11 protein-coding genes are annotated in these 18,390 nt (G+C 68.2%); 3 read left to right on the top strand and 8 right to left on the bottom strand.

All coding sequences use genetic code 11. The annotated features are described in order from the left end of the window. Window positions 1–18: 18 nt before the first annotated feature. On the bottom strand, window positions 19–1,701 hold the full coding sequence (locus tag GTY56_RS37190) for a PD-(D/E)XK nuclease family protein (protein WP_161369675.1): 1,683 nt from the start codon (window positions 1,699–1,701) through the stop codon (window positions 19–21). Window positions 1,702–1,832: 131 nt separating this feature from the next. Between GTY56_RS37190 and GTY56_RS37195 the strand changes: the two genes are divergently transcribed. Then, window positions 1,833–3,395 carry a protein kinase domain-containing protein gene (locus tag GTY56_RS37195; protein ID WP_161369676.1) on the top strand — a complete coding sequence of 521 codons (1,563 nt, stop codon included), beginning with the start codon at window positions 1,833–1,835 and terminating at the stop codon, window positions 3,393–3,395. 27 nt (window positions 3,396–3,422) lie between these two features. On the opposite strand, the gene GTY56_RS37200 is transcribed toward GTY56_RS37195, so the two are convergent. Further along, on the bottom strand, window positions 3,423–5,426 hold the full coding sequence (locus tag GTY56_RS37200) for an N-6 DNA methylase (RefSeq protein ID WP_161369677.1): 2,004 nt from the start codon (window positions 5,424–5,426) through the stop codon (window positions 3,423–3,425). Between the two features lie 486 nt (window positions 5,427–5,912). Here GTY56_RS37200 and GTY56_RS37205 point away from each other — a divergent pair, with 486 nt between their 5' ends. Further along, entirely contained in the window at window positions 5,913–6,878 is a 966-nt protein-coding gene (locus tag GTY56_RS37205) for a DUF6615 family protein (RefSeq protein WP_161369678.1), read from the top strand. Between the two features lie 723 nt (window positions 6,879–7,601). Here the strand turns inward: GTY56_RS37205 and GTY56_RS37210 are convergent. The 5 genes from GTY56_RS37210 to GTY56_RS37230 all read right to left on the bottom strand — a co-directional run bounded on the left by GTY56_RS37210 (window position 7,602) and on the right by GTY56_RS37230 (window position 14,852). Then, window positions 7,602–8,972, bottom strand: a complete 1,371-nt coding sequence (locus GTY56_RS37210) for a protein NO VEIN domain-containing protein (protein ID WP_161369679.1) — start codon at window positions 8,970–8,972, stop codon at window positions 7,602–7,604. A 39-nt stretch (window positions 8,973–9,011) separates the two neighbouring features. Then, complete coding sequence (locus GTY56_RS37215; RefSeq protein ID WP_161369680.1) at window positions 9,012–12,935, bottom strand: ATP-binding protein; 3,924 nt, start codon at window positions 12,933–12,935, stop codon at window positions 9,012–9,014. A gap of 273 nt (window positions 12,936–13,208) precedes the next feature. Then, on the bottom strand, window positions 13,209–13,922 hold the full coding sequence (locus tag GTY56_RS37220; RefSeq protein ID WP_161369681.1) for a restriction endonuclease: 714 nt from the start codon (window positions 13,920–13,922) through the stop codon (window positions 13,209–13,211). A 43-nt stretch (window positions 13,923–13,965) separates the two neighbouring features. Next, on the bottom strand, window positions 13,966–14,640 hold the full coding sequence (locus tag GTY56_RS37225) for a restriction endonuclease (protein WP_161369682.1): 675 nt from the start codon (window positions 14,638–14,640) through the stop codon (window positions 13,966–13,968). After that, entirely contained in the window at window positions 14,640–14,852 is a 213-nt protein-coding gene (locus tag GTY56_RS37230; protein ID WP_079033661.1) for a hypothetical protein, read from the bottom strand. The genes GTY56_RS37225 and GTY56_RS37230 overlap by 1 nt, the downstream gene beginning before the upstream one ends. Window positions 14,853–15,962: 1,110 nt before the next feature. Here GTY56_RS37230 and GTY56_RS37235 point away from each other — a divergent pair. Further along, the gene (locus tag GTY56_RS37235; RefSeq protein ID WP_161369683.1) at window positions 15,963–17,648 is read left to right on the top strand and encodes a ribonuclease J; all 1,686 of its coding nucleotides are present in this window, start codon (window positions 15,963–15,965) and stop codon (window positions 17,646–17,648) included. A 177-nt stretch (window positions 17,649–17,825) separates the two neighbouring features. On the opposite strand, the gene GTY56_RS37240 is transcribed toward GTY56_RS37235, so the two are convergent. Next, on the bottom strand, window positions 17,826–18,314 hold the full coding sequence (locus GTY56_RS37240) for a GNAT family N-acetyltransferase (protein WP_161369684.1): 489 nt from the start codon (window positions 18,312–18,314) through the stop codon (window positions 17,826–17,828). Window positions 18,315–18,390 lie beyond the last annotated feature (76 nt).

Below are 18,390 nucleotides of genomic sequence, written 5' to 3' on the forward strand. Positions count from 1 at the left end.
AGAAGGCGGGAACTTCCCTCAACCTGCGGCAGCCACGCGCTCCTTACCCGTGCCACACCAGGACAGCGCCTCGCAGTCGGTGCAGTCGTAACCGGGCCGGGGCGCCGCGTCGTAGCGGGTCTCGGCGGACCAGGGCACGGTGTACGAGGCAAGAACGTTACGGGCGTGCTCGACCGTGGCCTCGTCGCCCGGATCGAACTCCTCAAGGGCCACCCCGTCCGGGCGCAGGAGCTCCAGCTCCACACGGGACCGTCGCAAATCGCCGCCGAGCACGCCAGCCGCCAGCAGCAGTACTGCGAGGGCGAGTTGCGGATACTTCTCCAGCAGAACGGACCGACCGCCCGGCGGAAACGCGCTGGTCTTGGTCTCGCGAACGACGACTCCGCCGCGTTCCTCGTAAACCAGGTCGCAGGAGGCGATGACCACGACGTCGGACTGCGGATCGTGGGCTGCCACTCGGTACTGCGGGCGGAACTGCGTCGCCGCCGGATTGTCGAGCGGGCACCGGGCCCGGTGGGCCCGGAGCATCCCGAGGGCAGAAGCCAGCTCGTCCTCCGCGAGGCCCGGCAAGTGCGGGGGCAGAGGCACCTCGTGACACGCCGGGGCGTCCGCCGAGGCGTGACGGGCGTTAAGCCAGCTGTCGACGGCCCGGCCTCTGCGCACGGCCTCGTTCTCTCGAACCGAGTTCGGCAGTTTGAGCACGCGGGTCAGGTGGTAGCGGGCGGGGCAGTCGTGATGTGCTCTCAGGTCGCTGACCGATACGGTGCGCCGCTTGCGAGGCCGCGTGGGAGGTGGAACCACGAGGAGAGCGGGCACCCGCGGTATAGCGGAGCACTCGGATAACACCTTGCAACCCGCGCAGTGAGCACCGGCGATGCGTTCGCGGCCGTCGAGGACACGGCCGAGCCGGGGCACGACGTGTTGCTCATGCAAGTCCCGGATCTCTTCGGCGCTCCAATCCGCGAAGGCGTCCGTCTCGGTTGCGCGCAGAAGACGAATACGGCCTTCGGTGAGGCCGGCAGAGTAGACCCGGACGCGTTCTGGCCGCGGCGGTGGCGCCGGGTGCCTGAGGGCTGGGGACTGGTGCTTGAAGGAAGGAATGCGGGCCGGGATCCCGTAGTACAGGACAAAGGCGACAGCGGCGAGTTCGGGCAATGGAAGGCGCTCTTTGGCATTTCCTTTGGCGGGAATGACGAGTTCGCGCAGCGTTCCGTCGCCCGAGACATACTGCCGCCCCCAGACACTGCGCTCGTAGTCGGTGATGCCGCGCACGTCGGGCTCCTCGAGCGTACGGAACGCGACCCATGCGTCTGGGGCACAGAACGTGCGGGGGAAATTAGCGCCATTGCGGCTTTCCTGGTCCCTGCGGCGGGCATCGAGGTAACGCTCGGCGGCCGCCGTCGACCAGGCCACATGCTGCGGCAGGCACCGGGACCGCGTCCCGCGACACCGCTCCAGGGCCTCTTCGATGCTCTGCGCCGCACCGGACTCCAGCTGGTCGAGCAGCTCCTGCGCGAGCGCGAACGGGAAGTCCTCGCGCGGTGTCTTGGACGAAACCCGGTCCACAGCGAACACATCGCGGCGGACACTGAGAGCACGGTTCATCGGACAACCGGGCTCCTCGTCCCGCAGGTGACGGACCGGGATGCGGGCCAGGCGCCCGGCGCCGACCGTACCGGGGGGATTGACCCAAGGCTGCACGGTGCGGACTCCTTGCGGTCTCGACGGTGAGGTGCATCACCGTGACAGAAGTCTGTGAACAAAGTCAAGGCACGCAATAATCTGCTGTAGCTTGACGTCTGACGGTTCGCCAGAAGAAGCAGGGAGCGTGCGTGGTGGAGCCATGGCCGGCGGGGAAGAAGCTCGCGGGCAGATTCAGCCGTGCCGGGGAAGGCACTTGGGGCGGGATGGGCGTCGTCTACCGGGCGACCGACGACAGCCACGCCGGGCGGGCGGTCGCAGTGAAGTTCCTATGGCCGCGAGATTCCGAGGCCGCCCTACGCGGATACCGGGCCCCCACCTCCCGAGAGTTAAGGCGTTTTGACCGCGAGTGCGAGATGCACCGACGCTTCGGTGGCCAGGGCGTGCCGGCCTTCGTGCACGCGGATCTCTCACCGCCGCGCCCGTACCTCGTCACGGAGTACGTCGATGGCGAGGACCTGCACGCTTTCCTGACCCGGAACAGACCCACGCTCTCGGCAGCGGCGTGTGTGGTTGTTCCACTGCTGGAGGTACTCGGGCGGGTACATGGGGCGGGCGTGGTGCACCGGGACGTCAAGCCCGCCAACGTTCTGCTGGCCCGGCGCGACGGCGTTGTGTATCTCACCGACTTCGGCATCGCCCTGCCACAAGACCCGACGGCAACCCGATACACCAACGGCCGGACACCCGGCACCATCGGCTACATGGCCCCGGAGATCCACCGCGGCGAGCGTAACCCGGGCCCGGAGGCCGACCTCTACGGTGTCGCCTGCATCGCCTTCCAGATGGTGACCGGACGGCTGGTTTTCGAGGCCGGCCACTCCGACTACGACTTGGCCCGCCTGCACTGCGAGGAGCGACCACCACTGCTCAGCGACGACATCCCCACCCTGCCGTCCGGGATTGTGGACATCACAGACCGCATGCTTGCCAAGTCACCTACCGACAGGCCGCCTTTGGAACTGGCCCTTGAGATCTGGCGTCCGCTACTACCCTCGCCCGGCGACCCGGCTCCGCGTCCCGGCTTCGATCCTGACCCGACGCTGCCCCATCGCGCCGCGCACACCACTGCGGCCCCGCCCGCCGCAGCATCGCCCGCCAGCGTGCGCCGCCCCCGGGTGCATCGTCGCCCTGTCGGCGGTCCTACGCGGTCCGCCCTGCGGAATCTGTGCGCCGAGGCCGAGATCGAAGTCGAACGCGGCGAACCAGGCGCGGCCGTCGACGAGCTGACCGCAATGCTGGTGCGCGCCGAGCAGTGCCTCCCTGGGGCGGTCCGCGAAGTGCAGGGCGCACGCCTCATTGTGGCCCGTGCTCAGCTGCTGCGTGGGGAGACGGCCGCCGCCGGCCGCACCTATCGGGACGTCGCCAGGCGGCTCGCAGACGCACAGGCGGGCACGGAAACCGGTGAACTGCGGGTCCGGGCGCAGCTCGGAGCGGTCCAGGTGATGGCTGCGGAAGGAAGCCCAGTCCAGGCCGTGGCCGACGACTGGCGGGAACTTACCGAAGGTCTCACGTTTTGGCCGGGGCCGGGGCCCTCCCACCAGATCATGGAATTGTGCCGGGAGGTGGGCGTCGAGGTGGAGGAACTTGCTTTGGACGCGAGGCCAGGAGAAGTGTCTCCGGGTCTGCCCGAAACAATCCACAAGCTGCTGGCCCGCCTCAACAGCCAGCTTGACGAGCCTCGCAGAAACTGAAGCCAGCGCCTGCCAAGCCCCAGTTCCTCAGTCCCCCGTCAGCCTGCCCTGGGCCAGCAGCCCCGACAACATGGCTGAGAGCAGTTCACCGTTCCTGTCCAGATCGGCCACCGCCTCTCGGAACCGCACGAGCTGGCGGTAAGCCTCCCCGATCCGCCGCTGCTGCGCCATTGTCGCGCGCAGGACGCGCAGTCGGCGTACGTCGATCCGGGATGTGGCGGAGGCACGAATTCCTGCCCGCTGGTCGTTGCCTGGCGCCCGCAGACACGCGGCGAGGAAGAACGGGTCGAGCAGCGAAAGGTCGGTGCGCAGCCGAACAGTGTGGGCACCGAGCAGGCGTGGGCCGGCCGTCTCGACCCAGACATCGAATCCGCCAGCTTCGGTCACGACCACGACATCACCGAAGGACGTCAGAACCCCCTGCCCCTCATCTTCCAGCCCGGCGGCCTGCGCCGCCGCAACCCAGGGTTCCTCGCCCCGGACGGCCCAGGGGGTAATAACGCAGAGCGCGCCCTCGGCCCGCGTTCCCTGCTGGATCAGATCACCGGCGACGGCCTTTCCGGCCGTCACGTCCAGGGCGCCGGAACGTTCCAAGTCGCCTACGACGGTGTAGCTGAGGTCGTCCGGCACCGCGGCACCCACCTCGTGGTCGCGAACGGCCTTGGCGGCGTCGTCCACGTCCATCAGTGCCTTGTCCCAGGCGGCCCAGGCGCAGCGCAGTTCTACTGGCCCCACGGACCGCTCAGTCACGGTGCGCCGTGAGGGCGTCAGATCGGTGTCGTCGCTGAGTAGTTCCATGACCGGCACCCGTGTGATGCCTGGTACGGCACTGCCACGCAGGGCCGCCACGGTGCGCTCACGCAGACCGTCCCAGTCAACAGCCGTGCCACGGCCGGTGAGTGCGGTCGTCCGGCAGTCCGCTGCATCAACGAAGGTCACCTCGTTCCCAGGGCACTCACGGGGCGTTGCCAGCAGCCACAAGTGGAGCCCCACCCCGTGAGGCGGCGCACTCCCAGGCGGCAGCGCGACTACGGCTCGCACAGCTCCGGAACGCACCAGCCCAGCCCGGATTCGCCGTCCGGCCCTGCGCGAAGCGACACCGGGCGGCAGGACCAGGACTGCGACACCCCCGGGCTCCAGCACGGACAGACAGTGCTGCACCCAGGCCAGCTCAGGCTCGGTCCGCGGCGGTACGCCGCACACCCAGCGGGGGTCGGTCGCCAGCTCGCTGTGTCCCCAGGAACGTTCGTTGGACGGTGGATAGCTCAGAACGACATCAGCGCGGGAGGCTTGCGGCAGGGGTGCGTCACGCATTGTGTCGGCGGACTGCACGTGGCGCTCGCAGTCCGGGAACTCCAAGGCCAGCCTGGCCCGGGTCAGGCGGGCCAAAGCGGCGTCGCTGTCGACCCCGGCGAGCACAAGCGGGGGCACCTGGTCCGACCACCTCCGACCTGACGCGGCCAGCAGCGAGCCCATCCCACACGCGGGGTCCAGCACCCGACGCACCGGCGTACTGCCGTCATGCAGCTCGGCAGCCAAAGCCACCATGGTGTCGGCCAGTTGACGGGGAGTGACGGTCAACTGGCGGACGTGGACGGCGTGCCAACGATCCAGCAGCACCGTGAAGGCTTCCGCGGGTGACTGACGACGGGCCAGCCGCACGACCTCGTCCGCAAGTCTCCGGTCTGCAGCGCCGGGGCCCGGGGCTTCAGACGGCGGCTCCATCATCGGGGTTGCCAAGCGTTCACCTGCCGAGGCCAAAAGATGGGCCATCCGATCCCGGTCACCGAGGTCCTCGATTCGTGGCCACAGACGGTCCCAGCCACTAGAGGACTCATCGATCTTGCCATGACTGAGAAGCCAGGACTCCGCGTCCGACAAGGAAAACAGGGGGCTGGCATCCGTACCGCCAACAGGATCCGGGAAGTCGCTGTGCCGTCGCCTCCAGTTACTCACGGCGGCACGACCGACTCCAGCGAGCCGTGCGATCCCGGCAAGGCTGAGCGTGACCGGTTCGTCCTGCTGCTCCATGGTCTCTCGTCTCAAGGATGGTGTGGCTGGATGGGGCGGGCAACGACGCACCCGATGTGCAATACGACTGGCGAGCAAAGCCTACGCGTTGACTCTGTCAATGTACTCTCGGCCAGGACGAACGAGGTGGGACAGCAGTTGTAGGGCCGCTCATCGCCCCGCGCTCGGGTCCGCGCGTCAATCCCGTCCAGCGCGCTCGTGAACCGTATCCAGCCACAACGCCGCAGACGACCAGCGCCATTCGGCAGCAGCCTGAAGTTCGTGACGACCGCCCCTCACCACCTTCGACAGCGCCCTCTCTCACCCTCACGTCCACCTCGATGGCACGAGACAGGGCCCCAGGTCAGCGCTGTAGATGCCGCACAGAGCCACAGCGAGCGTCGGACTGCTGGACCCGCACAGACTCAGACGTGCGTTGGGACCGATCGCGCAGTCCAGCTCACGCAGCGCCCCGTGCTGATCGCTGCATCATGAGAGAGTGCAACTGTGGCGATTGAGAGTCTCCGTGTCCTGTGCACCGCTATGGACACGGCAGCAATAGACACCTGGAGACGCATCGAGTTCGGACGACTTCCCGGGCGACGGTTCGACGAGGCGTCCGTCACGGACAACTTGCTCTTCACGCTCCAGAACCAAGTCCCTGGACTACTGACTTACCAGAGCAACCAAGTGCAAGAGCGGAATTCGGGCGCTGACTGGGAGTGGTGGATCGGAGACGACCAGGCGGGGTGGGTCTGCCTTCGAATCCAGGCCAAGCGCGTCTACGAGGACAACACCTACCGGATGCTGAAACACCCTGGAGCAGGCGAAGACGCCTTCCAGTACGACACGTTACTCAAGGGCTGTGACCCTGATCAGGCCCGCTACGCCTTTCATGTCTTTTACAACGGCTGGCCAGAGGGCACCTTCGAGGAAGGAACGTACTGGGCACCACCGGCCCAGTGGAACGCCTGTCCCGGGCTGAGCTCGTACAAGGATTGCAAGCACGCCGAGCCTCGCCATTACGGCTGCGCCATCATCTCTTCCTACGACGTCAAGAAGCTCAGCGATGGCGACATCGTCGGGCCCACAGCCGCAAGATTCCGCGTGCAGAAGTACCTGTCGGCGGCCCTTCCCTGGTCGTACGCCTTCGGTTTCCCGCCCTGGGACCCCAAGCGAGAGGAGCAGCGCTGGCACCCCAGGCTGAACCGCGGTGACTGGGTCGACCGCATCCACGGCACACTCGATGTGCTCACACGGCGAGGAGGAGCCCGCGGGGCCAGGGACGCCTCTGGGCACCTCGGAGAGATCCCGGTCGATCGAGATCAGCGAACCTTCGAACTTCCGCCATACATCGAGGCGATGCGCAGGAGCACTCCGGGACGCTTTGAACCGGCTTCCGAGGATGAGGCACCTGCCGCGCCGCAGACGGTGATCGTTGAGCGGAAGCCGAAGCGGACACGGAAGCGGTAGTAGCGGCTGCTTCCGCCTGCTGACTGGGTGTTCTCTATCCGCTCCCGTCGCCGACAGATGGGATTCGAACAGCGTATTGGTGCAGGTGAGTGGGGATCCATGCGCATGCAAGAAGGGCCTCTTGGTAGCTCGCGGTTGTCGAGTCCGACGAGAAGAAAAGTGCCCTAATTCGTTGTCAACATCTCCAGCAGCCCTGGCTACCCCCACGCCGGACTGTTCGAGCGCGGAACTGCGACGCCTTTCTGGACCCTGGAAGTTGAGGCCTCCACTGAGAACGGTGTTTGCCTCGATGCTCATGGTGGTGGTCGTGTGTGGTGTCGGACGGACTACTCAAGAGGCCCTGGCGTCGTCGACGTCTCACAACAGAGCGGCGGCGTTCGCATCCCCGCGGCCACCACCGCAAAGCGAGGGGCTGGCGCTCGTGGGCGCCGGGCGGACGCCTGCCCTCTACCTGGCCCCGATGCCTCCGTGCAGAGCGGCGATGCCCGGCGCCTTCGAGCGTCAACACCCCTCGCCATGACCACTCGTTGGTGCTGGTGGTGCGAGCCCACCACATGGTGACCTCTCGATACGCCCGAGCCGTCGGAGCTCCCGCACAGACCGAGGCCCGCGTGGTGGGCTGGTGCCGCGAACGGCTAATGAGGTGGCGGACCAGCCCGGTGGCCGAGTCCTGTACTTTCCACCTCCGTCGTCCCACAGTCAGCCGGGCACGAACTTGTTAATTCAGCCAAGGTTGAATCGGAGCCTCAACTGGGTGCTGACCAGTTCGTAGCCAGCGAGGTCCGGGGCGCCGAATGGGTTGGGCAGGACGGTGATGTTGCGGCGGTCGCGGTCGAGGACGTGAGAGACGTACACGATGAAGTACGTCTCGTCCGGCTTCAGGCGAGAAGCGCGTCGAACCTCGGACTCGCCGAGGATGATCTCGCCACTGTCGCCGGTGGATGCCTTGACCTCGTAGAGGTAGGTCGCGTCGCCGTCGTGGATGAGGAAGTCGTAGCCGAGCCGGTCGTCCCCCGGCTGCGCGCCGGCGAGCCCGTGGACTCGCAGGCCGGACTTCCATGAGTCCTGTGGTTCGACCCCGAACTGCTCTTGCAGCCACGCGCCCACCGCCGCCTCCCCCGCAAGGCCCACGGCCAATGTCCGGTCCTGGTCGCTCGCGGGGACCTGGTACGAACCGCTGTGCGGCCTTGCACCGGAAGACGAGGAGGTGCGTGGCTGCGGAATGCGGGGCGCGAGCGCCGTGGCGGACGTGGCCGAGGTGGCCCGCTGCTCAGGCGTGAGGTCTGCGGCCACCTGGCGGGCGAGCGCCGCGAGGTCGTCGGGCAGGGCCGACACGGGCCTGCCGTTCAGCATTGCATGGGGGCCGGGTGCGGACCCTCCGGGTCGGCCTCCGCCCGTGGCTCCGCCGGTGTTCCCCGCGGACTCCGGGAGACGTGTCGCGGCCAGTCCGAGGTCCGCGCGCCGGTCCGACAGAGGCATGTCTTGGGGCCAGTGGTCGCGAGCCCTAAGCCAGGCGATCAATGCCTTCACGGACAAGACTTCGAAGTCCAGCAGGCCGTCGTCGTCCAGTTCCCGCAGGACTTCCTGGGAGGGGGGCAGCACCGTGGGGCGGCTTGCGGGATGGAGGCGCTCCCATTCTTCGATTAGTTGCCGTAGCCGTGGTACCTGCTTGTGCACCGCTGTGCTGGATGCCTCGCGTACCTCGGCCAGCGGCCTCAGCGGGCGTGACGTCGACGCGGGTGCGGGAAGCTGTTTCATCAGCCAGGCGTCCGCGTGGGCTTGGAGGAGTTCGTCGGAGAGATGCCACAGCGTCGTGTGCCAGGCCGGGTCCGGCGCGAGTAGGGAGAGGTCGCGCAGCTTCACGTACCCGGCCAGGGACCGACCGGACCGGTGGACGTCCCTAGAGGCGTCCCTGATCCGCTCGGCGAGCGCGGGACGGTTCCGCTGAAGCCATGCCGCGAAATGCCGTTCATGCCGGTCCCTGTTGTCGATCTCCGGGAGGCCCAGGGCGCGCCATGCGCGGTTGGCGTCGGCAAGGGGCACGGATATGGCGCTCAGTTGCCGTTCCCGGTCGTCGTCCTCCAGCAACCGCATGAGCTGTTCCGCGTTCGGTGCGCCGATCCGGTCGGTGAGCTATGTGAGGAGGGCGGCGCGGTCGGAGAAGTCCTCGGCGTGTTGCCGCAGTTGCTCCGCGAGGTCGAGATCGAGGCAGGCGAGGAGGGGGACAAGCCGCGCGCTGCCAGAACGCTGTGACGCCCGCTCGGCGAGGACGGCGTGCAGTTGGTGCGGCCGCAGGTCCAGGACGTCCGTGAGATCCTCCTCCGGGACGTGGTCGGTCTTCAGGCCGCGTTCCTCCAGTTTGGTTAGCGCCTTCCACAGCGGGTCTGCGAGGTAGGGTGCGCCGATCAGGGCAGCCACGGCGGGGGCGGCGGTGCGGAGCACTCGCCAGCCGGTACGCGGCTCGCTGTGCACGACGACCACACGGGGCCGGTCTGGGTGCGGGTGCAACAGAGCTCGGTCCGCTCCGTGCTCGGTGAGGCGGTGGCCGGCGATCCAGAGGACGGCCTCGCCGGCCACGGTCACGTCGCAGCGATGCAGTAGGCCGGCCACGTCGGCCGCGGCAACGGGCTCCGAACGGGACGCTCGTTCGTCGTCGAACTCCACCAGGGCCGCGACCAGGGTGAGCAGCCAGGATCCCGCGTACTCCGTCAACGGCACGTGCGGTGCGTCACGGACGGGCAACCCGTCGGCCTGGATGTCGTGCGCGGCCTCGCCGCACCGCTGGACGTCGAACGTCGTCCTCCGTTGGAGGAAGGCGTGGACCCGCCCGCCCAGTGCCCTGTCCCGTACTGGGATCACGGGCACGAGGACCCGGTCCAGAAGGGCCCGGTTCTGGGCCCCGTCAGGATCCGGGACGAAGACCGTCTCGTCCGTCTCCGCCGGGTCCAGCGAGGCGAGGGCACCAGCGCGGGTCACCAGCAGCCGGCGCGGCGCCGCCGGCTGCCCGCCGTCGGCGGTGCGCGTCCCGCCCTCCGCCGGCAGCAGCTGCGCCCACGCCTTCTCGTACTCCCGTCCGATCTCGTGCGCGAGTCTTCCTTCCCTGAGGTGGACGTCGGCCTGCACCAGGTCCGGCAGGTGGCGGAGCCGGTCGAGCGCGGTGCCGGGATCATCCCAGGAGCGAATGCCGAGCAGGCCGAGCCGTGCCACGAGCTTGGTGGACCGCCTGCTGCGCAAGGAAGCCGGCACAACGCCGAGGAATTGGGGCGGGGGCTGCGTGCCGTGCCACCACCAGGCCGTGCCGGCGGTGGCGAACACGGTCCCCTCCGAGGTGGCGCTCAAGGCGGCCGTCTGCGGGATCCACGGTGCGTGGGTCAGGAAGGCGGACAGCGGAGTGGGCCAGGGGGTCCCGGTGGGATCGCTGTGGCGTACGAATTGCATCTCCAGTGCGGAGTCGGTCCAGGCGAAGGCGAGGCCGTGCACGATGAGCTCCGCGTAGAGTCTGCGGTCCTCCTCGGAGAAGGCAGCGTAGTCGTCCTGACCGGGCAACGTGGCCGCGGCACGGGAGCGTGAGTGGTACTCCACGCTGATGTAGCCGACCCTACGCCGGTTCCGCCAGCGCTCGGCGCTCGTCCGCCACTGCGGCAGCAGATCCGGCCGGTCCGGGGCCCAGAAACGGGAGGGCCGGTTGAGGGCGTCTCCCCTGACCCCGGTGCGGAAGGTCTCGTGCCGGGGACGGAGGCCATGAGCGACGTGGTGCCGTTCGAGGAAGCGCCGCATGGCCTCCACGGGGATCGCGTCGCCGCACAGCTCGCCGGGGCGGACAAGGAGCTGTCCTTCCGTCTGGGTGAGCACGGGAGACAGTTCCCGGACGCGCTCCAGGAATCGGGTCAGGGTGTCGTCGACGGAGGAGTGCTCTCCGGGCCAGCCCGGCCCGAACATGGCGCGGCTCGCGTCGATCCAGCCGGCCCGGGTCAGTACGTGGAGATTCCCCAGGAAGGGAGCCCTGCGGCCCTCCGTCTCCAGTGCGTGGGAGACCGCGCAGGCGTAGCGGAGGCAGGCCAGGCGTACGCCGTTGTCCTCGCTGTCCGCGCTCAGTGCGGCTGCGACGACCGCGAGCACCCGGTCGGCGCCGTAGTCGTGGACGAGGTTCGCGGTCCTGAGCCACTTGCGGCCTTGGGCTCTGCGCTTGCGGCCCGTGCCGGACCAGGCGATGCCCTCGTGCACGAAGTGCAGGCGGTCGGACAGGCCGTCGGGCAGGGCTGGCAGGGAGCCGCCCTGCGGAGTGTCGCGGTCGAAGAAGACGCCGTCCGCGCCGGCCGGTGCCGTCGTCGACCTGGAAGTAATGACGATCCGCTTGCCAGTGAGGGCCGAGCCGTCGGGGAACGCCTGGGAGAGGTCGTAGTAGAAGTCCGCCCACCATCCGGGATCGAAGGGGTCGCATTCGGCGGTCTTGGCGAGTCCCTCCGCCCAGGACGCGAGGCGTTCTGTGGGGGGTTCGAGGCGCGTGCCCGCGCTCCTGGCCAGGGACGCCAGCCGCCGCAACCGGATGGGGTGCAGATGCGGATCGAGGAGATCCGTGACCCCCGTGGCGGCGACGGCGTGCGGGGTGAAGATCGTGGAGCCGTCCTTCGCTTCCCACAGAAGGGCACGGTGCAGGGAGGTGCGAGCCTCGGGTGTCGTTCCGATCACCGGGATGAACGGCACGTGGGCGATGCCACGCTCCAGCCGTTGGAAGGCAGAAGTCAGCCGTGCCAGTGCCTTGGGCTGCCAGCACATCAGGTCGACGAGCGCGCCGGGCGGAATCGGTGCCCGCCCATCCGCCGCTGCGAGCACCGCGCGGGCACACACCTCAGCCACTGTGTCGAGCAGCAGGCCGTTCCACGGCACCGCCTCGTTGAACGAACGACGGTTCATCTCCGCGAAGAACGGTGCGTGGACATAGCCGCGGACGGGTGCCGGGATTTGCTCGCCCATCGGCAGGAAGGCGTAGAGCCGCCCGTCCCGTAGGGGATCGGCGACCGGTACGGCGACGCGTACCTCGGCCTTCTTCTCCCAGGCCATCCAGTCGCGTCGCATCCCGCTCTTCTCGATCGACGCGGCGAGCGCCTCCCGGGCGCGGTCCGGGTCGGCCTTCCCGCAGATGACGATCAGACGCATCCGCCGACGCAAGGTGATCTGCTGCACCCTCAGGCCACGGGCGTGGTGCAGCACCTCCACCTGACGGTCGTACGTCCTGCGCCGGGTCTCCCCAGCTGCCCGCCACTCCAGCCGGACACGTTCCAGCCGGTCGAGGAACAGCTCGAACGGGGCGTTGTCGTCCATGAGTTCCCGCACCTGCGCCCCGGCGGCCGAGCGCGCGTCGGCCGACTTCAGCGGCAGACGGATGACGGTGACAAAGCCCCGGCGCGCGAAGCTTTGGACGGTCTTCGGTGGCTCCTCCAGGAAGACCGGCACCTTCAGCGTGAGCAGGTTCTCCTTCAAGTAGTCAGCCAAACCCTCGCGTTCGGGCGCCACCTCCCGGGCGAGCGCGTCGAAGTCATCGAGCCGGGCGAACCGGAAGGTGAACCCGTCGAGGAGCCGGGACCCCTCCCTGGCCACGCTGTAGACCTCGGGCGCGTCGCACAGGTGCAGCACGCTCTTGAAACCAACGCCCTTGTGGCCGATCCCGGCGTCGGCACGCTTGCTGGAAAGGGCGATGCTGCACAGGTCCTTGAAGTTCTTGCCGCCGAACGGCTTACCTCGATTGGCCACATAAAGGGTGCCGTGCTCACCCTCTTCCTCGTCCAACCGGATCTCGATGCGTCCGTCGGTGGCTCTGGCCGGGTTCGCGTCGTGCGCGTTCTGCAACAACTCGATGAGCACCCGGCCCTCGTACTCGGGCGCGATGATCGTCTCGGCCACGGCCTTGGCCTCGCGGGCCGCGTCACGGCCGTCGTCCCAGTCCCGCAGACAGCCGCGCACCTCGACCAGCGCCTTCTCGTGCACACGCCTGCGCACAGCGGCCGACCGGCGCTGCCGCGCACGCTCCGCCGACGGTCGCCAGCCCCCCGCTGCCATACCGCTGCTCCCCACCCCGTGCGCCTCCCGCCCCACTTTGCCGGTGATCCTACTGAGCGCGAAGGAGCCCTGATGGGCGTTTGACACCGGCGGCCCTGTGACTCCGTAGCGTGCCCGTTTGATCAAAGCGCTCGTACGCTGCAGGCCGGGTAGCGGGCAAGCGGATCCCGACGCGGGCCCACTGGGTAGGGCCTTCCGGAGTGATCCCGAGAAGGGACCACCGACGGATAGGCGGGAGCTCCCGGGACTGGCTCTGCTGCGTGTGCGCTGACGTCACTGTGTCGTGCTTTGGATACCGAGGACGTCGTAGAGGTGCTCGCCGTGGGCCCATCGTTTCAATTCCGGGCGCCCCATAAGGAGGAGCTGGTGATGCCGGGCGAAGTCGATCGCCGGCTGCGTGAAGCCGTTGAGCGCAATCATGATCGGCAGATCGGCTCCGTGATGCGGTCGGGCTGTCCCGTTGAACTTCTGCACGTGGCCTGACCCGACTGGGCTCTGATACTGCTTGCACTGCACGATCAGGAGGCGGTCTTCGTCATCGCGGGCAGTGATGTCCACGCCGAGGTCACCGGCACCTCCGACCCGCTTGGGACGCCGGAATCCGTCACGGGCCAGGAGATCAGTGCACGCCTGCTCGAAACCCGTCGCGCTCATCGCCGAAAGCTGCTTCATCTTGGAGGTCAGCGCGTCCGCTTCGATCGCATCGCCAGAGGGAGCGGCGAACGTGTCGTCCGCGTAGGCGTAGGTGTTGGCGCCGAACAGGAACGACAGGATTCTGCCGAGCAGGAGCAGCATGGGCAGTCCGCCGACCACGAAGAGCCCGGTCCACCACGGGTGATCGGCTATCAGCCCCCACAAATCTACGGTGATCCATTGGCCGACGTCCTCGGTGAGCCACTCCCAGAGCATCTTTCCGACGGCCAGCGCAATGACCGCATACAGCAGGAACTTCAGCAGCGGGTCGAGCGACCCGTCCTCGTCGAACACCACACCTCCAAACGTCTTGGGCAGCGATCACACTCTTTGCCAGTCATGCCGCACGCCTGAATCGGCTCGGGCGCGAGCGCCCGGACAATCCGAGGAGCTCGTGCAGAGCGGCACCGTCCTCGGCCCAGCGCCGTAGCTTTTCCCGATCGATCCAGTGGACGCCGTGCCGGTCGCCCCACGCCATGGCATCGCGGGTGAAGGCTCCGTTGGTGACGACGACAGCGTGATCGGCTTTGTGGACCGGCCCGGCCGTCCCCTTCACCGCGTACATCACAGCTGAGCCCACCTTCCCGCCGACGCGGGTGTGCTTTGCCTGCACCACGATCCGGCCGCGCTGCGGATGGTCACCGATGACGTCGGCGGCCTGATCGCCGCCGCCACCCACTCTGCGGGCCGGCCAGCCGTCGCGGACCAGCAGATCCCGCAGGGCGTACTCGAAGCGACGGTCGTCCATGGCGTCGAACTCCGCGAGCGTGATCCGCTGAGTGGCCAGCCGCTCCTTCTCTCGACGCCGCATCGTGGTCGCCTGCCTGATCCGCCACGCCGCGACGGCTCCCGTGAGCAGGGCGAGAGCCAGCAGGGCAGGCCAGGCCGCCTTCAGTGCGCCGACCGCCGTGGCCGCCGTCCGCGTCACCAGCACGAGCACGGCCAGGGCGACCACAGCCGCTGCGACCAGTTCCGCGCCACCGCGAGGGCGCCGCAGACGTATCCGTCCCATCAGCGGTCGGCCGTCGCGCTGGCCGCCGGCTTCGGATCCGTCGGCGGTGTCGTGGCGGTGGACTCACTGAACCCGAACACCTGCCCCCACAGCCACACGCCGGCCAGTAAGCCAGCAATCATCCAACCGCTCATGCGCTTGGCGCTCCTGGGCTTCGGATTGCGACGGATGTGTCCGCGTACCCGGTGGAACCCGTCCGGCACCTTCGACATGTTTCCCCCTCCCGTCGGTGGGCCGCGGAACGCGGCTCATCCCAACAAAAGGGTGTAGCAGTGGGCACTGACAGCAGCTGATGGGTCATCACGGCACTACGCCCCGGTCGAGTCGCCATCAGGCCAGGAGGGCCCACACTGTCTGGCCAATTCACGGGGCAGCGAGCCTGAGGCAGATCAGCTGGGCGAATGCCCTTCTCAGCTCCCAAGCGGTTCACCATGGCCCTTTCCGCCAGCCCTCATACGGCGCGTGACCGTCCGTCTCTCACCTGCGGAAACAGCCCCGGTCACGCCAAGCGGATCTCTGCCGACGAATGGCGAAAAGCAGCGGAGGCGCACTCACAGCCATAGTGCGCCGGAGCCGCCCCTTCGAACCGTGGTACTGCGACCACGGTCCGGGGGCGTCACAGGGTCGGGAGGCACTGGTAGACACTGATCAACCCGCCGCCGCGACGCCTCGGCCAACCGAGCCCTCACAGGACGATTCTCAACGCGGTGTCGTCGCGTTCCTGCGAGGACAGCGCCACGGTTGTAGGGCCGGGTCGAAGAAACCGCAGCTGGCCTCCGCCAGCGCCGGATCCAGCCTTGGTGCAGCCCGGTCAGGACAGTCTTCTGCGTCGCCTCTCGAAGCAGTGCCGAGGTCGTCATCGTCGTACAAGCGCAACATGCGAGCAGCGCTCATCACCACGAACCTTCGAACCAAGATCCGGACCATACCCGGACCAGCCGTCCGCAGCTTGTGGCGATCGGAGCTGTTTTAGCTGGTCAAGCTGCATCTGAGCCGTGTACCACCAGTAGACGAAGAACATTCTTTGTTCTTACAGCCCTCAGAAGCTCGGCTTCTTCTAGAGCCTGAAGTCGGTTGCCTGGAGGCATCATCGCGCTCCAGGCAACCCGAGTAACGGCCACAGTCGCTTCGGGTATCGCTGCGGCTGCGCCGCGGTCCCACGCCACCCGGACGTCGTGCGCCGATGGCACCCGCGTCTCGACCCCTTCGAGTGGACCAGTGCCAAGGCCAGGCATCCACTGCGGGTCTCCCGCTCCGTCGGGAAAAAGGAGATCGCACAGGCAATGGATCACTCCGTCCCGCTCTCCGGGTACCGTCAGGGTATGAGTCATCCGCACCCCGAGCTGAAAGCCGCACCGCCCCTTCCCGAAGGAGGGCTGCGGGTCGTCGCCCTGGGCGGCCTGGGCGAGATCGGCCGCAACATGACCGTCTTCGAGCACGCGGGCAAGCTGCTCATCGTCGACTGCGGCGTGCTGTTCCCCGAGGAGACCCAGCCCGGCGTGGACGTGATCCTGCCGGACTTCACCTCGATCCGGGACCGCCTGGACGACGTCGTGGCCGTGGTCCTCACTCACGGCCACGAGGACCACATCGGCGGGGTGCCCTATCTACTACGGGAGCGGTCCGACATTCCCGTCGTCGGCTCCAAGCTGACGCTGGCGTTCCTGGAGGCCAAGCTCAAGGAACACGGCATCCGGCCGCGCACGGTGCGGGTGCGGGAGGGCGACCGGCGTGGTTTCGGGCCCTTCGACTGCGAGTTCGTGGCGGTCAACCACTCCATCCCCGACAGCCTCGCACTCGCTATCCGCACCCGCGCCGGGATGGTACTGCACACCGGCGACTTCAAGATGGACCAGTTCCCTCTCGACGACCGCATCACCGATCTGCGCGCCTTCGCCCGCCTCGGCGAGGAGGGCGTGGACCTGTTCCTCACCGACTCCACCAACGCCGAAGTACCTGGCTTCACCACCTCCGAGCGTGAGCTGAATCCGGCGATCGAGCAGGTGATGCGCACCGCGCCGCGCCGGGTCATCGTCTCCAGCTTCGCCAGCCATGTGCACCGCATCCAGCAGGTACTGGACGCCGCCCACGAGCACGGCCGCAAGGTCGCCTTCGTCGGCCGGTCGATGGTCCGCAACATGGGCATCGCCCGTGACCTCGGCTATCTGAAGGTCCCGTCCGGTCTGGTGGTGAGCACGAAGGAGCTGGAGAAGCTCCCGGACCACAAGATCACTCTGGTGTGCACCGGCTCCCAGGGCGAACCGATGGCCGCGTTGTCACGGATGGCCAACCGCGACCACATGATCCGCATCGGCAAGGGCGACACCGTCCTGCTGGCCAGCTCCCTCATCCCCGGCAACGAGAACGCCATCTACCGGGTGATCAACGGCCTCACCCGGTGGGGCGCCCATGTGGTTCACAAGGGCAACGCCAAGGTGCACGTCTCCGGGCACGCCAGCGCCGGCGAACTCGTCTACTGCTACAACATCGTCAAACCCCGCAACGTCATGCCCGTGCACGGCGAATGGCGCCACCTGCGGGCCAACGGCGACCTCGCCATCCGTACCGGTGTCGACCCCGACCGGGTCGTCATCGCCGAGGACGGCGTCGTCGTCGACCTTGTCGACGGGCGCGCGTCCGTCACCGGCAAGGTCCCCGCCGGCAACGTCTACGTGGACGGCATGGAAGTCGGCGGCGCCACGGAAGCGTCCCTCAAGGACCGCCTCACCCTCGCCGCCGAAGGCGTGGTCACGGTGGTGGCGATCGTCGACGCGGACACCGGCGCACTGGCCGAGGCCCCCGACTTCCTGGCCCGGGGCTTCGTCCACGATGACACCACCTTCGAGCCGGTCATCCCCGTCATCGAGAAGACCCTGGCCACCGCGGCCGAGGAAGGCGTCGGGGACGCGCGCCAACTCGAACAACTTGTCGCCCGCGCCGTGGCGAACTGGGCGTTCCGCACCCACCGCCGCAAGCCCCTCATCATCCCTGTCATCATCGACGCCTGAGCCGCAGCGCGGCAGCACGGTCCCGGTTCCGGCCGCGGCCTCGCCGCATCGACGCCGGGCACGGGGGCCGGCAGCCACCCCGGCCGCCGGGGTGGCAACGCCAGACTCCCGGCGGCAGTCCGTGGTCCGATCCGTTGGCGATCTCGACGGCCGGTCCCCGCCAACCGGCCCGCCGCGTCATTCCGGAGGAATGCGAAACTCGAATTCGGGACGGTCCCACGGCACGGCGGGCGGGTTCGCGAGCGCGGTCCCGGTCCGCACCGCACCGACGCGGTGGTAGAAGTCCTCGGCGGGAAGATGCGACACGACCTTGAGACGGTCGAGCCCGGCGGCACGGGCCTCGGACTGCATGTGAGCCACGAGCAGCCGTCCGATGCCCCGTCCTTGCGCTTCGTCGGCGACGAACAGCAGGTCGAGCTCCGGGGGCGCGAGGACGAGCGAGTAGAACCCGAGGACCCGGTCTTCATGCTCGTCGGTGCCGACGGCCACGAAGGTGCGGTGGGCCTCGATGTAATCAGGGCCGACCCGGTAGCCCGCGACTGCGGACGCGTACTTACCCTCGTAGGCGCGTGAGCCACGCACGAGCCGCGTGAGCCGTCTGGCATCCCGCGCGACGGCCCTCCGTATCGTGATCGGCTGGCTGGTCGGGCGAGGGCGTGAACTCATCGGGAGAGTATTTCGCACCGGGAAGAGCCTTCGTACGACGGGGCGGATCAGCAGGCGAGGACACCGCCCGGCAGTC

Origin of the sequence: Streptomyces sp. SID5643 (genome assembly GCF_009872555.1) — a bacterium.
Taxonomy (GTDB): domain Bacteria; phylum Actinomycetota; class Actinomycetes; order Streptomycetales; family Streptomycetaceae; genus Streptomyces; species Streptomyces iakyrus.

Coding starts and splice junctions, on each gene's coding strand:
- GTY56_RS37240 (WP_161369684.1), bottom strand. CDS start 18,314: ATGAGTTCACGCCCTCGCCCGACCAGCCAGCCGATCACGATACGGAGG.
- GTY56_RS37230 (WP_079033661.1), bottom strand. CDS start 14,852: ATGTCGAAGGTGCCGGACGGGTTCCACCGGGTACGCGGACACATCCGT.
- GTY56_RS37200 (WP_161369677.1), bottom strand. CDS start 5,426: ATGGAGCAGCAGGACGAACCGGTCACGCTCAGCCTTGCCGGGATCGCA.
- GTY56_RS37225 (WP_161369682.1), bottom strand. CDS start 14,640: ATGGGACGGATACGTCTGCGGCGCCCTCGCGGTGGCGCGGAACTGGTC.
- GTY56_RS37210 (WP_161369679.1), bottom strand. CDS start 8,972: ATGCGGTTGCTGGAGGACGACGACCGGGAACGGCAACTGAGCGCCATA.
- GTY56_RS37235 (WP_161369683.1), top strand. CDS start 15,963: ATGAGTCATCCGCACCCCGAGCTGAAAGCCGCACCGCCCCTTCCCGAA.
- GTY56_RS37215 (WP_161369680.1), bottom strand. CDS start 12,935: ATGGCAGCGGGGGGCTGGCGACCGTCGGCGGAGCGTGCGCGGCAGCGC.